Below are 14,543 nucleotides of genomic sequence, written 5' to 3'. Positions count from 1 at the left end.
TACCCTCACTCGCCCGCCCCTGGTTCGCGGGGCGCAGCCGCCCCTGCCCTACTGGACGATCCGGCGGCCGAAAGGGTTCTCGGACCGGTCCGGGCGGTCCGCGTACCATCGGGCGATGTCGCTTCCACGGTTGATCGCCTCCGATCTCGACGGCACCCTTCTGCGCGGGGACGGCTCGCTCTCGCCCCGCACCCTGCGCGCCCTGCGCACCGCCGAGGAGGCCGGGGCGGAGATCGTCATCGTGACCGCCCGGCCGCCCCGCTTCGTGGACCGGCTGGCCGAGGCCACCGGCCTCGTGGGCACGGCGGTGTGCAGCAACGGGGCCCTCGTGTACGACATGGCGAGCCGCAGCGTCGTCGCCTCGCAGATGCTGTCCCTGACCGTGGCCCGGCAGGTCGCCACCGCGCTCGCCGCGGCCGTCCCCGGCGTCGGCTTCGCCCTGGAGACCGGCAACCAGGTCTTCTACGAACCGGCCTACCGGCTGCGCCTGTCCGAGGACGAGGGCGCCGAACTCCCCGTCGCCTCCCTCGCCGAGCTGTGGCTCACCGAGGCCCCCGTCACCAAGCTCCTCGCCTGGACGGAACAGCTCGACGCCGACACCCTGCTCGCCGCCGCCCGCCAGGGGGCCGGCGACACCGTCCAGCTCACCCACTCCGGCGGGCGCGGGCTGCTGGAGATCAGCGCCCCCGGCGTCACCAAGGCCGGCGCCCTCTCCCTGCTCTGCGCGGAGCGGGGCATCGAGGCGGCGGACGTCATCGCGTTCGGCGACATGCCCAACGACCTCACGGTCCTCGCCTGGGCCGGCACGGGCTACGCCATGGCCAACGCCCACCCGGCGGTCCTGGCCGCCGTGGAGACACACGCCCGGACCAACGAGGAGGACGGGGTGGCCCAGGTCATCGAGCACCTGTTCGCGGTGCGGGGGAGGGGCTGAGGGCCCTCCCGGCCGCCGCGCCTCCCCCGTGAGGCGGCGGAAAACCCGCGTGACCGCCATGCAACGCCCCGGCAACGTGCGTCCGCGACCATGGACTCCATGCACCGCATCCGGCACCTTCCCGCGCACCGCCCGGCGTCCGCCGCCCCCGCCCTGGTCGCCGTCGCCCACGGCAGCCGGGACCCGCGCACCCCCCAGGCCGTCGCCGCGCTCCTGGACCGGGTCCGCGAACTGCGCCCCGGGCTCGACGTCCGCCTCGGCCACATAGAGCTCAACGCGCCGCTCCTGCCGGACGCCCTGGACGCCCTCGGTGCAGGCGAGGCCGTCCTCGTACCGCTGCTGCTCGGGCGCGGGCACCACGTCAAGCACGACATCCCCGCGTCCGTCGCCGCCGCCCCCGCCCTGCGGGCCCGGGTCGCCGCGCCGCTCGGGCCGCACCCGCTGCTGGTGGAGGCGCTGCACGACCGGCTCACCGAGGCCGGCTGGCACGCCTCGGAGCGGGGGAGCGCCGTCGTCCTCGCCGCCGCCGGGTCGCGCGACCCCGAATCGGCCGCCGACGCCCGGCACACCGCACGGCTCCTCGGCGAACGGCTCGGCGGCGTGCCCGTCGTGCCCGCGTACGCCTCCGCCGCCTCGCCCACCGTGCCCGCCGCCGTGCGCGCGCTCGCCGCCCGGGGCCACCGGCGGATCGCCGTCGCCTCCTACTTCACCGCGCCCGGGCGGTTCGCCTCGGCCGCCGCCGCCCACGCGCCGTGGATCGCCGCCGCCCCGCTCGGCGCCCACCCCGCGCTGGCCCGGCTGCTCCTGCACCGCTACGACCAGGCGCGGGCGGCGGCCGGAGCGGCCCTGTGCGACATACCTATGAACACACGCTTCGCCGCCTCCGCCTGACCCGTCCTGTCGGTGCGGCCGAGGGCCTGTCCGACCATTCCCGTCTGCCGGGCGACGCCATGCACGCACTCTCGCCGCACCGGCCCCAGACCCCAGTACGTCCAGTACAGGGGTCTGGGGCCGGCACGCCGAGAGCACACGCCTGACGCCGCCCGGCCCGCCCTCCGGGCGGACGACGGGAATGGCCGGACAGGCCCTAATCTCGGACGCATGAACGGCACGGAAGGCACGGACGGCACACAGCACCCCGGTACGGCGCCCTACGGCGCGTTCGACGCCGAGCGCTGGGACCCCGAGCCGGACAAACGGCCCGGCCGCACCGCCTTCCAGCGCGACCGCGCCCGCGTGCTGCACTCCGCGGCGCTCCGCAGGCTCGCCGGGAAGACCCAGGTCGTCACGCCCGGCACCCGCGGCCCCGCCTGGGACGCCAGCCCGCGCACCCGGCTCACCCACTCCCTGGAGTGCGCCCAGGTCGGCCGCGAGCTGGGCGCCGCCCTCGGCTGCGACCCCGACCTCGTGGAGGCGGCCTGCCTCTCCCACGACATGGGACACCCGCCTTTCGGCCACAACGGCGAACAGGCGCTCAACGACTTCGCGTCCGACTGCGGCGGCTTCGAGGGCAACGCCCAGTCGCTGCGGCTGCTCACCCGCCTCGAACCCAAGCGCTTCGTCCCCGACACCCGCACCGGCGACCTGGTCAGCGTCGGCCTCAACCTCACCCGCGCCGCCCTCGACGCCGCCACCAAGTACCCCTGGCCCCGGGGCGCCCACCCCACCGACCCCGGCTCGCCCAAATTCGGGGTCTATGAGGACGACCTGCCGGTCTTCCGGTGGTTCCGCGAGGGCGCCCCCCGCGACCGCAAGTGCTTCGAGGCCCAGGTCATGGACTGGTCCGACGACGTGGCGTACTCCGTGCACGACTTCGAGGACGGGCTGCACGCGGGCCACATCGACCCCAACTGCCTGGAGGCCGAGCCGGAGCGCCGCGACATCTGGGACGTCGCCATCGGCCGCTACGTCCCCGCGGACACCGACCCGCAGGAGCTGGCCGACGCGCTCGACCGGCTCATCGCCCAGGAGTGGTGGCCGCACGGCTACGACGGGTCCGCCGTCGCCCAGGCCCGCCTCAAGGACGCCACCAGCCAGCTGATCGGCCGCTTCTGCCTCGCCGCCGAGACCGCCACCCGCCAGGCGTACGGCACCGGACGCCTCACCCGTTACGCCGCCGAGCTGGTCGTCCCGCGCGACGCGCGCAACGAGTGCGCGGTGCTCAAGGCCATCGCCGACCGCTACGTGATGCAGCGCGCCGAGCAGGAGGAGATCCGCGCCGACCAGCGCATCGTCATCGCCGAGCTGGCCGCCGCGCTCACCGCCCGCGCCCCCGAAGGGCTGGAACCGCAGCTGCGCGCGCTGTACGAGGCGGCGCCCGACGACCGCGCCCGCAAGCGGGTCCTCGTGGACCAGATCGCCGCCCTCACCGACGCCTCCGCCCGCACCCTGCACACCCACCTCACCCAAGGGGGCGTCCGCCACCCGGAGTGACCTGATCGGGCCACACCCCCTTCCCCCACTACGCTGCGTGCGGGACGCTCGCAGTTGGCGCCGCGCAGCAAGCACCGAGGAGGCATCACGTGGTCGACGCACATCGGACGTTCGTCATCGTCGGCGGAGGGCTGGCCGGGGCGAAGGCAGCCCAGACCCTCCGGTCGGAGGGATTCAGCGGCCGGGTCATCCTGATCGGCGACGAGCGCGACCATCCGTACGAACGCCCGCCGCTGTCCAAGGGGTACCTGACCGGGAAGGAGGACCGCGACAGCGTCTTCGTCCACGAGACCGCCTGGTACGCGGGCGTCGAGATCGAGCTCCACCTCGGCCAGTCCGTGACCGACCTGAACCGCGAGGCGCGCACCGTCGAGACGGGCGACGGCACCGTCATCCACTACGACAAGCTGCTCCTCGCCACCGGCGCCGAGCCCCGCCGCCTCGACGTCCCGGGCACCGACCTGGCCGGCGTCCACCACCTGCGCCGCCTCGCCCACGCCGACCGGCTGCGCAACGTCCTCGCCGCCCTCGGCCGCGACAACGGCCACCTGGTCATCGCCGGGGCCGGCTGGATCGGCCTGGAGGTCGCGGCCGCCGCCCGCGGGTACGGCGCCGAGGTCACCGTGGTCGAACCGGAGGCGACCCCGCTGCTCCGGGTCGTCGGACCGGAGGTCGGCCAGATCTTCACCGAGCTCCACAGCGACCACGGCGTCCGCTTCCACTTCGGCGGCCGGCTCACCGAGATCGTCGGCCAGGACGGCATGGTCCTCGCGGTGCGCACCGACGACGGCGAGGAGCACCTCGCCCACGACGTGCTCGCCGCCATCGGCGCCGCCCCCCGCACCGCGCTCGCCGAGGCGGCCGGTCTGGAGATCGCCCCGCGCGAGCAGGGCGGCGGCATCGCCGTCGACGCCTCGCTGCGCACCAGCGACCCCCACATCTACGCGGCCGGTGACGTGGCGAACGCCGCCCATCCGCTGCTCGGGACCCGGCTGCGGGTCGAGCACTGGGCCAACGCGCTGAACGGCGGCCCGGCCGCGGCCCGCGCCATGCTCGGCCAGGACGTCGCCTACGACCGGGTGCCGTACTTCTTCTCCGACCAGTACGACCTGGGCCTGGAGTACTCCGGCTGGGCCCCGCCCGGCTCCTACGACCAGGTCGTCATCCGGGGCGACGCGGGCAAGCGCCAGTTCATCGCGTTCTGGCTGAAGGACCGCACCGTACTGGCCGGGATGAACGTCAACGTGTGGGACGTCACGGAGCACATCCAGAAGCTGATCCGGGCCGGCCGCCCCGTCGACCCGGACGCCCTGGCCGACCCCTCGGTGCCCCTGGAAACCCTGGTCTGAGCGGTCCCGGGCCGGTGCGCGGGATCCCGCTCCCGCCTCCGCACCGGCCCGGGGCGGACCCCCGCCCCGGCCGTTCCTGTCCGAGCCCACCCGTAGACTTCAACGCGTGGCAGGCAGGATCAATGACGACGATGTGAAGGCGGTACGGGACGCGGTCCCGATCGACGCCGTCGTTTCCGAGTACCTCCAGCTGCGCAACGCGGGCGGAGGCAACCTCAAGGGCCTCTGCCCCTTCCACGACGAGAAGTCCCCCTCCTTCCAGGTCAGTCCGAGCAAGGGTCTCTTCCACTGCTTCGGCTGCCAGGAGGGCGGCGACACGATCGCCTTCATGCAGAAGATCGACCACCTGACCTTCGCGGAGGTGGTCGAGCGGCTCGCCGCCAAGGCCGGCATCACCCTGCGCTACGAGGAGGGCGGCTACAACCCCTCCCACCAGCGCGGCGAGCGGATCCGGCTGGTCGAGGCGCACAAGGCGGCCGCCGAGTTCTACGTGGACCAGCTGAACGGCCCCGAGGCCGAGATCGGCCGCAAGTTCCTCGCGGACCGGGGCTTCGACCAGGCCGCCGCCGCCCACTTCGGCGTCGGCTACAGCCCGGCCGGCTGGGACCACCTCACCCGCTTCCTGCGCGGCAAGGGCTTCAGCGACAAGGAGCTGATCACCTCCGGCCTCTCCCAGGACGGCAGGCGCGGCCCCATCGACCGCTTCCGGGGCCGCCTGATGTGGCCCATCCGCGACACCGCCGGGGACGTCGTCGGCTTCGGCGCCCGCAAGCTCCGCGACGACGACAACGGCCCGAAGTACCTCAACACCCCCGAGACCCCGATCTACAAGAAGTCCCAGGTGCTGTACGGCATCGACCTGGCCAAGAAGGAGATCGCCAAGTCCAGCCGGGCCGTCGTGGTCGAGGGCTACACGGACGTGATGGCCTGCCACCTCGCCGGGGTCACCACCGCCATCGCCACCTGCGGCACCGCCTTCGGCGGCGACCACATCAAGATCCTCCGCCGTCTCCTCATGGACAACGGCAGCGCCCGCGTGATCTTCACCTTCGACGGCGACGCGGCCGGTCAGAAGGCCGCCCTGCGCGCCTTCGAGGACGACCAGAAGTTCGCCGCCGAGACGTACATCGCCATCGCCCCGGACAACATGGACCCGTGCGACCTGCGCCTGGTCAAGGGTGACGACGCCGTCCGCGACCTGGTCGAACCCCGCACCCCGCTCTTCGAGTTCGCGCTGCGCCAGATCGTCGGTCGCTACGACCTGGAGACCCCGGCCGGCCGCGCCGCCGCACTGGACGAGGCCGCCCCCGTCGTCGCCAAGATCAAGACCGGCAGCGTCCAGCGCGAGGTCGCCGTCCAGCTGGCCGGCTTCATCGGCATCCTGGACCAGGAGTACGTCGTCCACCGGATCAACCAGCTCGCCCAGTGGGCCCGCGGCCGGGGCGGCGACCGGCGCGGACCCGGCCCCGCCGCCCGCGGTGGCGCCCGCCACCAGCAGGTCCAGGCCGCACCCGTCCCCTCGGGACCCGCGCTCAACCTCCGCAGCCCCGCCCATCGCACCGAGCGCGAACTGCTCAAGCTCGCCCTCCAGCGCCCCGAGCTGGTCGCGCCCGCCTTCGACGCCTACGGCTCCGACGAGTTCACCGCACCGCCCTACGCCGCCGTGCGCCAGTGCGTCGAGGAGGCGGGCGGCGCCGAACAGGGCCTCGCCGACAGCCGCGAATACCTCGTCCGGGTGCTCGACGCCACGCCCAACGAATCCGTCCGCAAGCTGATCACCGAGCTCGCGGTCGAGGTCTTCCACGGCAAGTCCATCGACGAGACCTACGCCGGGGAGCACCTGGTCAAGGTCCGCCTGCGCGCTGTCGACCGCCGGATCAACGATGTCCAGAGCAGCCTGGCCCGCCTCGGCAGCAACGTGGCCCCCGAGCACCTCGCCGCCGCGCAGAACGAGGTCTGGGTCCTCCAGCAGTACGCCCAGACCCTGCGGAACCACGGCGCCGACGCCCTCTGACGCAGGGCCTGTCGTCTGGGATCGGGCCGGGCTCGCGGGCTCCGGCACCGCACCTCGCGGCGTTGTCGTCAATCACCAACGCTCCTTCCCCAAGCTCTCGGCTTCGCTCGAGCAGGGGAGACCCCATCTGCCTCAATCCTCCGCCTTGCGATGCACGGCACCAGAGCCCGCTCCCTGATCCGGCCCGATCCAGACGACAGGCCCTACCCGGCCGTCACGTGACGACCTCAGAAAGTCACCGCACGCCCCTCGTGGCGGCTGTGTGTCGTACCCCACACTGATGGCGGTGCCCTGAGTCATCGGAGCGCGGCCCCGTCCCGCGGTCCGGCAGCGATCACCTGGAGGTCGCCCCCGTGCAGACCCGGACCGTCACCGAAGCCGAGCGCGCCCCGGCCGTCCCCGTACAGGCCCGGGCGGCGCACCACCCCGAGGGGGTCATGGAGGAGCCGGACGAGCCCCCGGAGCCGCGCGGGAGACCGGAGGCCGGGCCCACCTCGGACCTGTTCCGCCAGTACCTGCGCGAGATCGGGCGCATCCCGCTGCTCACCGCCGCCGACGAGGTGGAGCTCGCCCGGCGCATCGAGGCCGGCCTGTTCGCCGAGGAACGCCTCGCCCGCACCCCGGACCCCGACACCCGCCTAGCCGTCGACCTGGACCGGCTCGTCGTCATGGGCCGCATGGCCAAGCGCCGCCTCATCGAGGCCAACCTGCGCCTCGTCGTCTCCGTCGCCAAGCGCTATGTGGGCCGCGGCCTGACCATGCTCGACCTCGTCCAGGAGGGGAACCTCGGGCTGATCCGCGCCGTCGAGAAGTTCGACTACGCGCGCGGCTACAAGTTCTCGACGTACGCGACCTGGTGGATCCGGCAGGCCATGTCCCGCGCCCTCGCCGACCAGGCCCGGACCATAAGGGTCCCGGTCCACGTCGTGGAGCTGATCAACCGCGTCGTCCGGGTCCAGCGCCGCATGCTCCAGGAACGCGGCTACGAGCCCACCCCCGAGGAGGTCGCCGCCCACCTCGACCTGACGCCCGAACGGGTCGGCGAGATCCTGCGCCTGGCCCAGGAACCCGTCTCGCTGCACGCCCCGGTCGGCGAGGAGGAGGACGTCTCGCTCGGCGACCTCATCGAGGACGGGGACGCCGCGTCCCCCGTGGAGTCCGCCGCCTTCCTGCTGCTGCGCCAGCACCTGGAGGCGGTCCTCTCCACCCTGGGTGAGCGCGAACGCAAGGTGGTCCAGCTGCGCTACGGGCTGGTCGACGGACGGCCCCGCACCCTGGAGGAGATCGGCCGCATCTTCGGCGTGACGCGCGAACGCATACGCCAGATCGAGTCCAGGACCCTCACCCGGCTCCGCGACCACGCCTCCGCCGACCAGCTCCGCGGCTACCTCGACTAGGACTCGCGCCCGAGGCAGCCGCGGAGCGGCCGTACCGCTCAGTCGACCTCGGCGACCGCCTGGGCGAACTGCGCCGCGTACAGCCGGGCGTAGGCGCCCTTCGCGTCCAGCAGCTCGTCGTGCGTGCCCTGCTCCACGATCGAGCCGTTGTCCATGACCAGGATGACGTCGGCGTCCCGGATGGTGGAGAGCCGGTGCGCGATCACGAAGCTCGTACGGCCGTGCGCCAGGCCCGCCATCGCCTTCTGGATCAGCACCTCGGTCCGGGTGTCGACGGAGCTGGTCGCCTCGTCCAGCACGAGTATCACCGGGTCGGACAGGAACGCCCGGGCGATCGTGATCAGCTGCTTCTCGCCCGCGCTGACCCCGGAGCCCTCGTCGTCGATCACCGTGTCGTAACCGTCCGGCAGGGTCCGGATGAAGCGGTCGGCGTGGGCCGCCCGCGCCGCCTCCTCGATGCGCTCGCGGCTGACGTCCCCGGAGGCCCCGTAGGCGATGTTCTCCGCGATGGTCCCGCCGAACAGCCAGGTGTCCTGGAGGACCATGCCGATGCCCGCACGCAGGTCCGCCCGGGACATCTTCGCGATGTCCACGCCGTCCAGCGTGATCCGGCCGCCCGTCACCTCGTAGAACCGCATCAGCAGGTTGACCAGCGTCGTCTTGCCGGCGCCCGTCGGGCCGACGATCGCGACCGTGTGGCCCGGTTCGACGCTCAGCGACAGGTCCTCGATGAGCGGCTTCTCCGGGTCGTAGCGGAACGACACGTGCTCCAGCGCGACGCTGCCGCGCAGGATGCCGGGGTGCTCGCCCTCGCCCTTCGCCGGGTCGGCCTCCTGCTCCTCGGCGTCCAGCAGCTCGAAGATCCGCTCCGCCGAGGCGACACCGGACTGCACCAGGTTGGCCATCGAGGCGACCTGGGTCAGCGGCATCGAGAACTGCCGCGAGTACTGGATGAACGCCTGCACATCACCGATCGACAGCGAGCCGGACGCCACCCGGAGCCCGCCGACCACGGCGATCAGCACGTAGTTCAGGTTCGACACGAACATCATCAGGGGCTGCATGATCCCGCTGTTGAACTGCGCCTTGAACCCGGCCTCGTACAGCGCCTCGTTCTGCTCGGCGAAGTCCTTCGCGGACTCCTCCTGCCGGCCGAACACCTTCACCAGGGTGTGGCCGGTGTACATCTCCTCGATGTGGGCGTTGAGCTTGCCCGTCACCTTCCACTGCTGGACGAACTGCGGCTGCGAGCGCTTGCCGACCTTCGTCGCCACGACCACCGACAGCGGCACGGTCACCAGCGCGACCAGCGCAAGGAGTGGCGAGATCCAGAACATCATCACCAGCACGCCGATGATCGTCAGCAGGGAGTTGATGAGCTGGCCCATCGTCTGCTGCATCGTCTGCGAGATGTTGTCGATGTCGTTCGTCGCCCGGCTCAGCACCTCGCCGCGCTTGGCGCGGTCGAAGTACGAGAGCGGCAGCCGCGACAGCTTCGTCTGGATGTCCTCGCGCAGCTGGAACACGACCCGGTTGATGATCCGGATCGACAGCCGCGTCGACACCAGCATCAGCAGCCCCGCGCCGACGTACACCGCGAGCGCCGTCAGCAGGATGTCGCCGACCGCGCCGAAGTCGATGCCCTGCCCCGGCGTGAAGTCCACCCCGGCCAGCATGTCGGCCAGGCCGCTGTTGCTCCTGCGCAGGCCCTCCACGGCCTGTTCCTTGGTCGTCCCCGCGTCCATGGACCGGCCGACGACCCCGGCGAAGACCAGGTCCGTCGCCTTGCCGAGGATCTTCGGGCCGACCACGGAGAGCCCGACGCTGCACGCGACCGCGACCAGCATCACGTACAGGGTGTTCTTCTCGACGGCGAAGCGCTTCAGCAGCCGCTTCGAGGACCCCTTGAAGTCCATGGACCGCTCGGTCGGCGCCCCGCCCGCCATCATGCGTCCGCTAGGCCCGGCCATTACGCGGCCTCCGCTTCCGTCAGCTGGGAGAGCACGATCTCCCGGTATGTGTCATTGCCGTCCATCAGCTCGTGATGGGTGCCGGTCCCGACGACCCGCCCCTCGTCCAGCACGATGATCCGGTCGGCCTCCCGGATGGTCGAGACCCGCTGCGCCACGATCACCACGGTCGCCTCGGCGGTCTCCTGCCCGAGCGCCGCCCGCAGCGCCGCGTCGGTCGCGTAGTCCAGCGCCGAGAACGAGTCGTCGAAGAGGTAGATCTCCGGGCGCTGCACCAGCGTCCGCGCGATCGAGAGCCGCTGGCGCTGACCGCCGGAGACATTGGTGCCGCCCTGCGCGATCGGCGCGTCGAGCCCGTGCTCCAGGGCCTGGACGAACTCCTTCGCCTGGGCCACCTCCAGCGCGTGCCACAGCTCCTCGTCGGTCGCGTCCGGATTCCCGTACCGCAGGTTCGTCGCGACCGTCCCCGAGAAGAGGTACGGCTTCTGCGGGACCAGGCTCACCGTCTTCGCCAGCAGCACCGGGTCCAGCGTCCGCACATCGGTCCCGTCGACCAGGACCTGGCCGTCCGTCACGTCGAACAGCCGGGGTACGAGCCCGAGCAGCGTCGACTTTCCGCTGCCCGTCGACCCGATGATCGCGGTCGTCTCGCCCGGCCGCGCCACCAGCTCCACCGCCCGCAGCACCGGCTCCTCGGCGCCCGGGTAGCGGAAGTCCGCGCCGCGCACCTCCAGGTGCCCGTGGGCCCGCAGCTCGCGCACCGGCTCGACCGGCGGGACGACGCTGGACTCCGTCTCCAGGACCTCCTGGATGCGCTCGGCGCACACCTCGGCGCGCGGCACCATCATGAACATGAAGGTCGCCATCATCACCGACATGACGATCTGCATCAGATAGGCGAGGAACGCGGTCAGCGCGCCGATCTCCATCCCGCCGCTGTCGATGCGGTGCGCGCCGAACCAGACCACCGCGATGGACGACACGTTCACCACGGTCATCACCGTCGGGAACATCAGGGCCATCAGCCGGCCCGTGGACAGCGCCACGTCCGTCAGCTCGGTGTTGGCACCCCGGAAGCGCCCCTCCTCGTAGCCGTCGCGCACGAAGGCGCGGATGACGCGGTTGCCGGTGATCTGCTCGCGCAGCACCCGGTTCACCGTGTCGAGCCGCTTCTGCATCTGCCGGAACAGCGGACGCATCTTCCGCACGATCAGGCTGACCGAGATCCCGAGGACCGGCACCACCGCGAGCAGCACGGCCGAGAGCGGCACGTCCTGGCCCAGCGCCATGATGATGCCGCCGACACACATGATCGGCGCCGACACCATCAGCGTGAACGTCATCAGGACCAGCATCTGTATCTGCTGGACGTCATTGGTCGTACGGGTGATCAGCGACGGGGCGCCGAACCGGCCGACCTCGCGCGAGGAGAAGGACTGCACCCGGTCGAAGACCGACGCCCGCACGTCCCGTCCGAGCGCGGACGCGGTGCGGGCGCCGATGTAGACGGCCCCGATGTTGCAGACCACCTGGGCGATGCTGACGACGATCATCACGCCGCCGTACTGGAGGATGTAGCCCGTGTCCCCCTTCACGACACCGTTGTCAATGATGTCGGCGTTGAGGGTCGGCAGGTACAGCGTGGCGCAGGTCTGCAACAGCTGGAAGACGACCAGCACCGCGATCGGTTTCTTGTACGGACCGAGATAGGCCCGCAGGAGTTTTATGAGCACGCGTGTCTCTCGGAGTCGGCGTAGGTCGGGGGAGCCGACCCATCTTCCGGCACCGCTCACCGGGACCGCGAACGTTTTTATTCAAGTCCAGGTCAAAAAACGGACCCGGTCCATAATTTCGCGGTCCCTCCGCACTCACCGTGCCGGGTCGAACGCTCCCGGGTGAATCTGGTCCCGCGTCGCGATGTACTGCTGGCGCACCGCCTGCCCCACGGGCAACTCCTCGCCGGGCTCCAGCACCTGCGCCGCCGCGCCCTGCCAGGCCGGGGGAGTGCGCCCGTCGAGCGCCCCCTGCGAGACCCCGAGCGCCCACGCCGCCTGCCGGGCCGCGCCCAGCGCCGCGTACTGGGCGGGCTGCGGTACGACCACCTGCGTCCCGAGCAGCGCGGGCGCCAGCTGCTGCACCGCGGGCAGCTCGGCCGCCGCGCCCAGCAGGAACACCCGCCGCACCTCCACGCCCCGGCCGCGCAGCACGTCGAGCGCGTCCGCGAGCGAGCAGAGCATCCCCTCGAACGAGGCCCGCGCCAGGTGCTCCGGCTTCATCGACTCCCGCCGCAGCCCGCACAGGGTCCCGGCGGTGTGCGGCAGCTGCGGGGTGCGCTCACCCTCCAGATACGGCAGGAGTACGAGCCCCGAGGAGCCGGGCGTCGACTTCAGCGCCAGCGCGGACAGGGCATCGAGGCCCTCCACGTCCAGCATCTCGGCGGTCCCGCGCAGCGCGCGTACGGCGTTCGACGTGTGGACCACCGGCAGGTGCATGCCCGTCGCGTCGGCGAACGACGTGATCATCCCGGTCGGATCGGCCAGCGCCTCGTGGTGCACGGCCATCACGGAGCCCGAGGCCCCCAGCGACACGACCGCGTCCCCGACCCCGACGCCCAGCCCGAAGGCCGCCGCCATCGTCTCGCCGGTCCCCGCGGAGATCAGCAGCCCCTCCGGCGTCATCCCGGCGGCGTCGGACGGACCGAGCACCTCCGGCAGCGCGGCCTCGTGCCCGAGCGCCAGTTCCACCAGATCCGGCCGGTAGGACTCCGTCCCCGCCGACCAGTAGCCCGTGCCGGACGCGGCACCCCGGTCGGTGGTCCGCCGGGCCGGCCGCCCGAGCAGCTGCCACACCAGCCAGTCGTGCGGCTGGAGCACCGCCGCCACCCGCTGCGCCTGCTCCGGCTCGGACCGCGCCAGCCAGCGCAGCTTCGCCACCGGCTGCGCGGACTGCGGCACCGCGCCGACCGCCTCGGCCCACGCCTGCCGCCCGCCCAGCCCGTCGATCAGATCGGCCGCGGCGGCCTGCGCCCGCTTGTCGTTGCCGAGCAGCGCCGGGCGTACGAGGTTGCCCTGGTGGTCCAGGGGGACGAGCCCGTGCTGCTGCGCGGACACGCCGATGGCCTGCACCCCTTCGAGCAGCCCGCCGGTGGCGGCCTCCCCGAGGGAGAGCAGCCACGCCTGCGGATCGGCCTCGGTGGCCTTGGCCTCGACGGGGTGCGGGGCGTACCCCTCGCGCAGTACGGCGCCCGTGTCCGTATCGCAGACCACGATGTGTGTGAACGCGGAAGAACTGTCCAAGCCGGCGACTATGCCCATACACAGATTCTGCCGCACCCCCGGAGGTTTCCCGTACCGGTGGTGCGGCAGAGCCGACGGCGGGGCCGGCTAGGGCCTGTCGTCAAACTGCCGTCTGCCGGGCGACGCCATGCACGCACTCTCGCCGCACCGGCCCCAGACCCCAGTACATCCAGTACAGGGGTCTGGGGCCGGCACGCCGAGAGCACGCACCTGACGCCGCCCGGCCCGCCCTCCGGGCGGACGACGGCAGTTTGACGACAGGCCCTAGGTGTTGGTGGTCCCCCAGTCGTCCTCCACGCCGTTCCCGTTCCCGCGCCCCCGGAAGGACCGCACCCGGTCCGTCACGGACGCCAGCACCTTGTCGCCGACCTTCTCGCCCACGGCGTGGTACGCCTTGCCCGCGAACTCCCGGCCGCTCTGGGCCGCGGTCTCGCAGGTATTGCGCACGGCCGGGTTCTGGGCGAACTGGCGCGCGGACTTCTTCAGCTGCTCGTAACGCTCGCGCCCGGCCCGCGTGCCGAGCACGTATCCGAGGGCCACTCCGGCGATGAACGTGAGCCGGTACCGCATGGCTGCCACCCTTCCTTCGCTCCGTGCGACGTGTGCTGCCCGCCTACCCGCAGACGCCCGAGATCACCCCGGCCGATACCGATTGGCAAAGCACCCCCCTGCTTGCGCTAATGTATGTGTCGCAGCGAGCGCGCGCCGCCCGGCATCCGCCAGGCAGGTACGTTCGAGGCACCGCAGCAATCCCCTGTAGCTCAATTGGCAGAGCAGCCGGCTGTTAACCGGCAGGTTACTGGTTCGAGTCCAGTCGGGGGAGCGCGATCCCCTGTAGCTCAATTGGCAGAGCATTCGGCTGTTAACCGGAGGGTTACTGGTTCGAGTCCAGTCGGGGGAGCGATCGGAAGAGGACCCCCTTCGGGGTCCTTTTTCGTGTGCCCGGAACCGGTCGGCGAGCGGCGCCGTCTTCATGGTCATCAGCAGCCGGGCAGCCGCAGCGGGAGATCGTATGACCGGCTATGCTGCGGCAGACGGTGCGCACACTTGTACGCGCCACGCCGAGACGGGGCGGTAGCTCAGCCGGTTAGAGCAGCGGACTCATAATCCGTCGGCCGTGGGTTCGAGTCCCACCCGCCCCACCTATTTC

Annotated in this window: 10 protein-coding genes and 3 tRNA genes; 9 read left to right on the top strand and 4 right to left on the bottom strand. The window is 72.0% G+C overall.

Going from position 1 to position 14,543, the window contains the following annotated elements:
* Nucleotides 1-130: 130 nt before the first annotated feature.
* The 6 genes from OHS17_RS10340 to OHS17_RS10315 all read left to right on the top strand — a co-directional run bounded on the left by OHS17_RS10340 (nucleotide 131) and on the right by OHS17_RS10315 (nucleotide 8,127).
* Nucleotides 131-934, top strand: a complete 804-nt coding sequence (locus tag OHS17_RS10340; RefSeq protein WP_330315212.1) for a Cof-type HAD-IIB family hydrolase — start codon at nucleotides 131-133, stop codon at nucleotides 932-934.
* A 99-nt stretch (nucleotides 935-1,033) separates the two neighbouring features.
* On the top strand, nucleotides 1,034-1,825 hold the full coding sequence (locus OHS17_RS10335) for a sirohydrochlorin chelatase (protein WP_330311929.1): 792 nt from the start codon (nucleotides 1,034-1,036) through the stop codon (nucleotides 1,823-1,825).
* Nucleotides 1,826-2,035: 210 nt separating this feature from the next.
* Complete coding sequence (locus OHS17_RS10330) at nucleotides 2,036-3,367, top strand: deoxyguanosinetriphosphate triphosphohydrolase (protein ID WP_330311928.1); 1,332 nt, start codon at nucleotides 2,036-2,038, stop codon at nucleotides 3,365-3,367.
* 89 nt (nucleotides 3,368-3,456) lie between these two features.
* Nucleotides 3,457-4,716, top strand: a complete 1,260-nt coding sequence (locus tag OHS17_RS10325) for an NAD(P)/FAD-dependent oxidoreductase (RefSeq protein WP_330311927.1) — start codon at nucleotides 3,457-3,459, stop codon at nucleotides 4,714-4,716.
* 106 nt (nucleotides 4,717-4,822) lie between these two features.
* Nucleotides 4,823-6,730, top strand: a complete 1,908-nt coding sequence (dnaG, locus tag OHS17_RS10320; RefSeq protein ID WP_330311926.1) for a DNA primase — start codon at nucleotides 4,823-4,825, stop codon at nucleotides 6,728-6,730.
* Between the two features lie 353 nt (nucleotides 6,731-7,083).
* Complete coding sequence (locus tag OHS17_RS10315) at nucleotides 7,084-8,127, top strand: RNA polymerase sigma factor (RefSeq protein WP_330311925.1); 1,044 nt, start codon at nucleotides 7,084-7,086, stop codon at nucleotides 8,125-8,127.
* A gap of 38 nt (nucleotides 8,128-8,165) precedes the next feature.
* Here OHS17_RS10315 and OHS17_RS10310 read toward each other — a convergent pair whose 3' ends face one another.
* The 4 genes from OHS17_RS10310 to OHS17_RS10295 form a co-directional block, all read right to left on the bottom strand.
* Nucleotides 8,166-10,097 carry an ABC transporter ATP-binding protein gene (locus OHS17_RS10310; protein ID WP_330311924.1) on the bottom strand — a complete coding sequence of 644 codons (1,932 nt, stop codon included), beginning with the start codon at nucleotides 10,095-10,097 and terminating at the stop codon, nucleotides 8,166-8,168.
* A complete protein-coding gene (locus OHS17_RS10305; protein WP_330311923.1) occupies nucleotides 10,097-11,830 on the bottom strand; it encodes an ABC transporter ATP-binding protein in 1,734 nt (577 codons plus the stop codon). The genes OHS17_RS10310 and OHS17_RS10305 overlap by 1 nt, the downstream gene beginning before the upstream one ends.
* Nucleotides 11,831-11,965: 135 nt before the next feature.
* Nucleotides 11,966-13,411, bottom strand: a complete 1,446-nt coding sequence (locus OHS17_RS10300; RefSeq protein ID WP_330311922.1) for an FGGY family carbohydrate kinase — start codon at nucleotides 13,409-13,411, stop codon at nucleotides 11,966-11,968.
* Between the two features lie 246 nt (nucleotides 13,412-13,657).
* Nucleotides 13,658-13,963, bottom strand: coding sequence for a YtxH domain-containing protein (locus OHS17_RS10295; protein WP_330315211.1), 306 nt, complete (start codon nucleotides 13,961-13,963; stop codon nucleotides 13,658-13,660).
* Between the two features lie 180 nt (nucleotides 13,964-14,143).
* Between OHS17_RS10295 and OHS17_RS10290 the strand changes: the two genes are divergently transcribed.
* From OHS17_RS10290 to OHS17_RS10280, 3 genes are all read left to right on the top strand, one after another.
* Nucleotides 14,144-14,216: transfer RNA gene (locus tag OHS17_RS10290), tRNA-Asn, on the top strand.
* A 5-nt stretch (nucleotides 14,217-14,221) separates the two neighbouring features.
* Nucleotides 14,222-14,294: transfer RNA gene (locus OHS17_RS10285), tRNA-Asn, on the top strand.
* Between the two features lie 167 nt (nucleotides 14,295-14,461).
* A tRNA-Ile gene (locus tag OHS17_RS10280) sits at nucleotides 14,462-14,535 on the top strand.
* Nucleotides 14,536-14,543 lie beyond the last annotated feature (8 nt).

The organism is Streptomyces sp. NBC_00523 (assembly GCF_036346615.1).
Classification (GTDB): domain Bacteria; phylum Actinomycetota; class Actinomycetes; order Streptomycetales; family Streptomycetaceae; genus Streptomyces.
Note: the sequence above shows the minus strand (reverse complement) of the source record. Positions and strands in the feature narration are given on the sequence as shown.

Bases quoted from the DNA above. Each gene is read 5' to 3' on its own strand.
- OHS17_RS10335 (WP_330311929.1), top strand. From the start codon at position 1,034: ATGCACCGCATCCGGCACCTTCCCGCGCACCGCCCGGCGTCCGCCGCC.
- OHS17_RS10330 (WP_330311928.1), top strand. From the start codon at position 2,036: ATGAACGGCACGGAAGGCACGGACGGCACACAGCACCCCGGTACGGCG.
- OHS17_RS10310 (WP_330311924.1), bottom strand. From the start codon at position 10,097: ATGGCCGGGCCTAGCGGACGCATGATGGCGGGCGGGGCGCCGACCGAG.
- OHS17_RS10300 (WP_330311922.1), bottom strand. From the start codon at position 13,411: ATGGGCATAGTCGCCGGCTTGGACAGTTCTTCCGCGTTCACACACATC.
- OHS17_RS10295 (WP_330315211.1), bottom strand. From the start codon at position 13,963: ATGCGGTACCGGCTCACGTTCATCGCCGGAGTGGCCCTCGGATACGTG.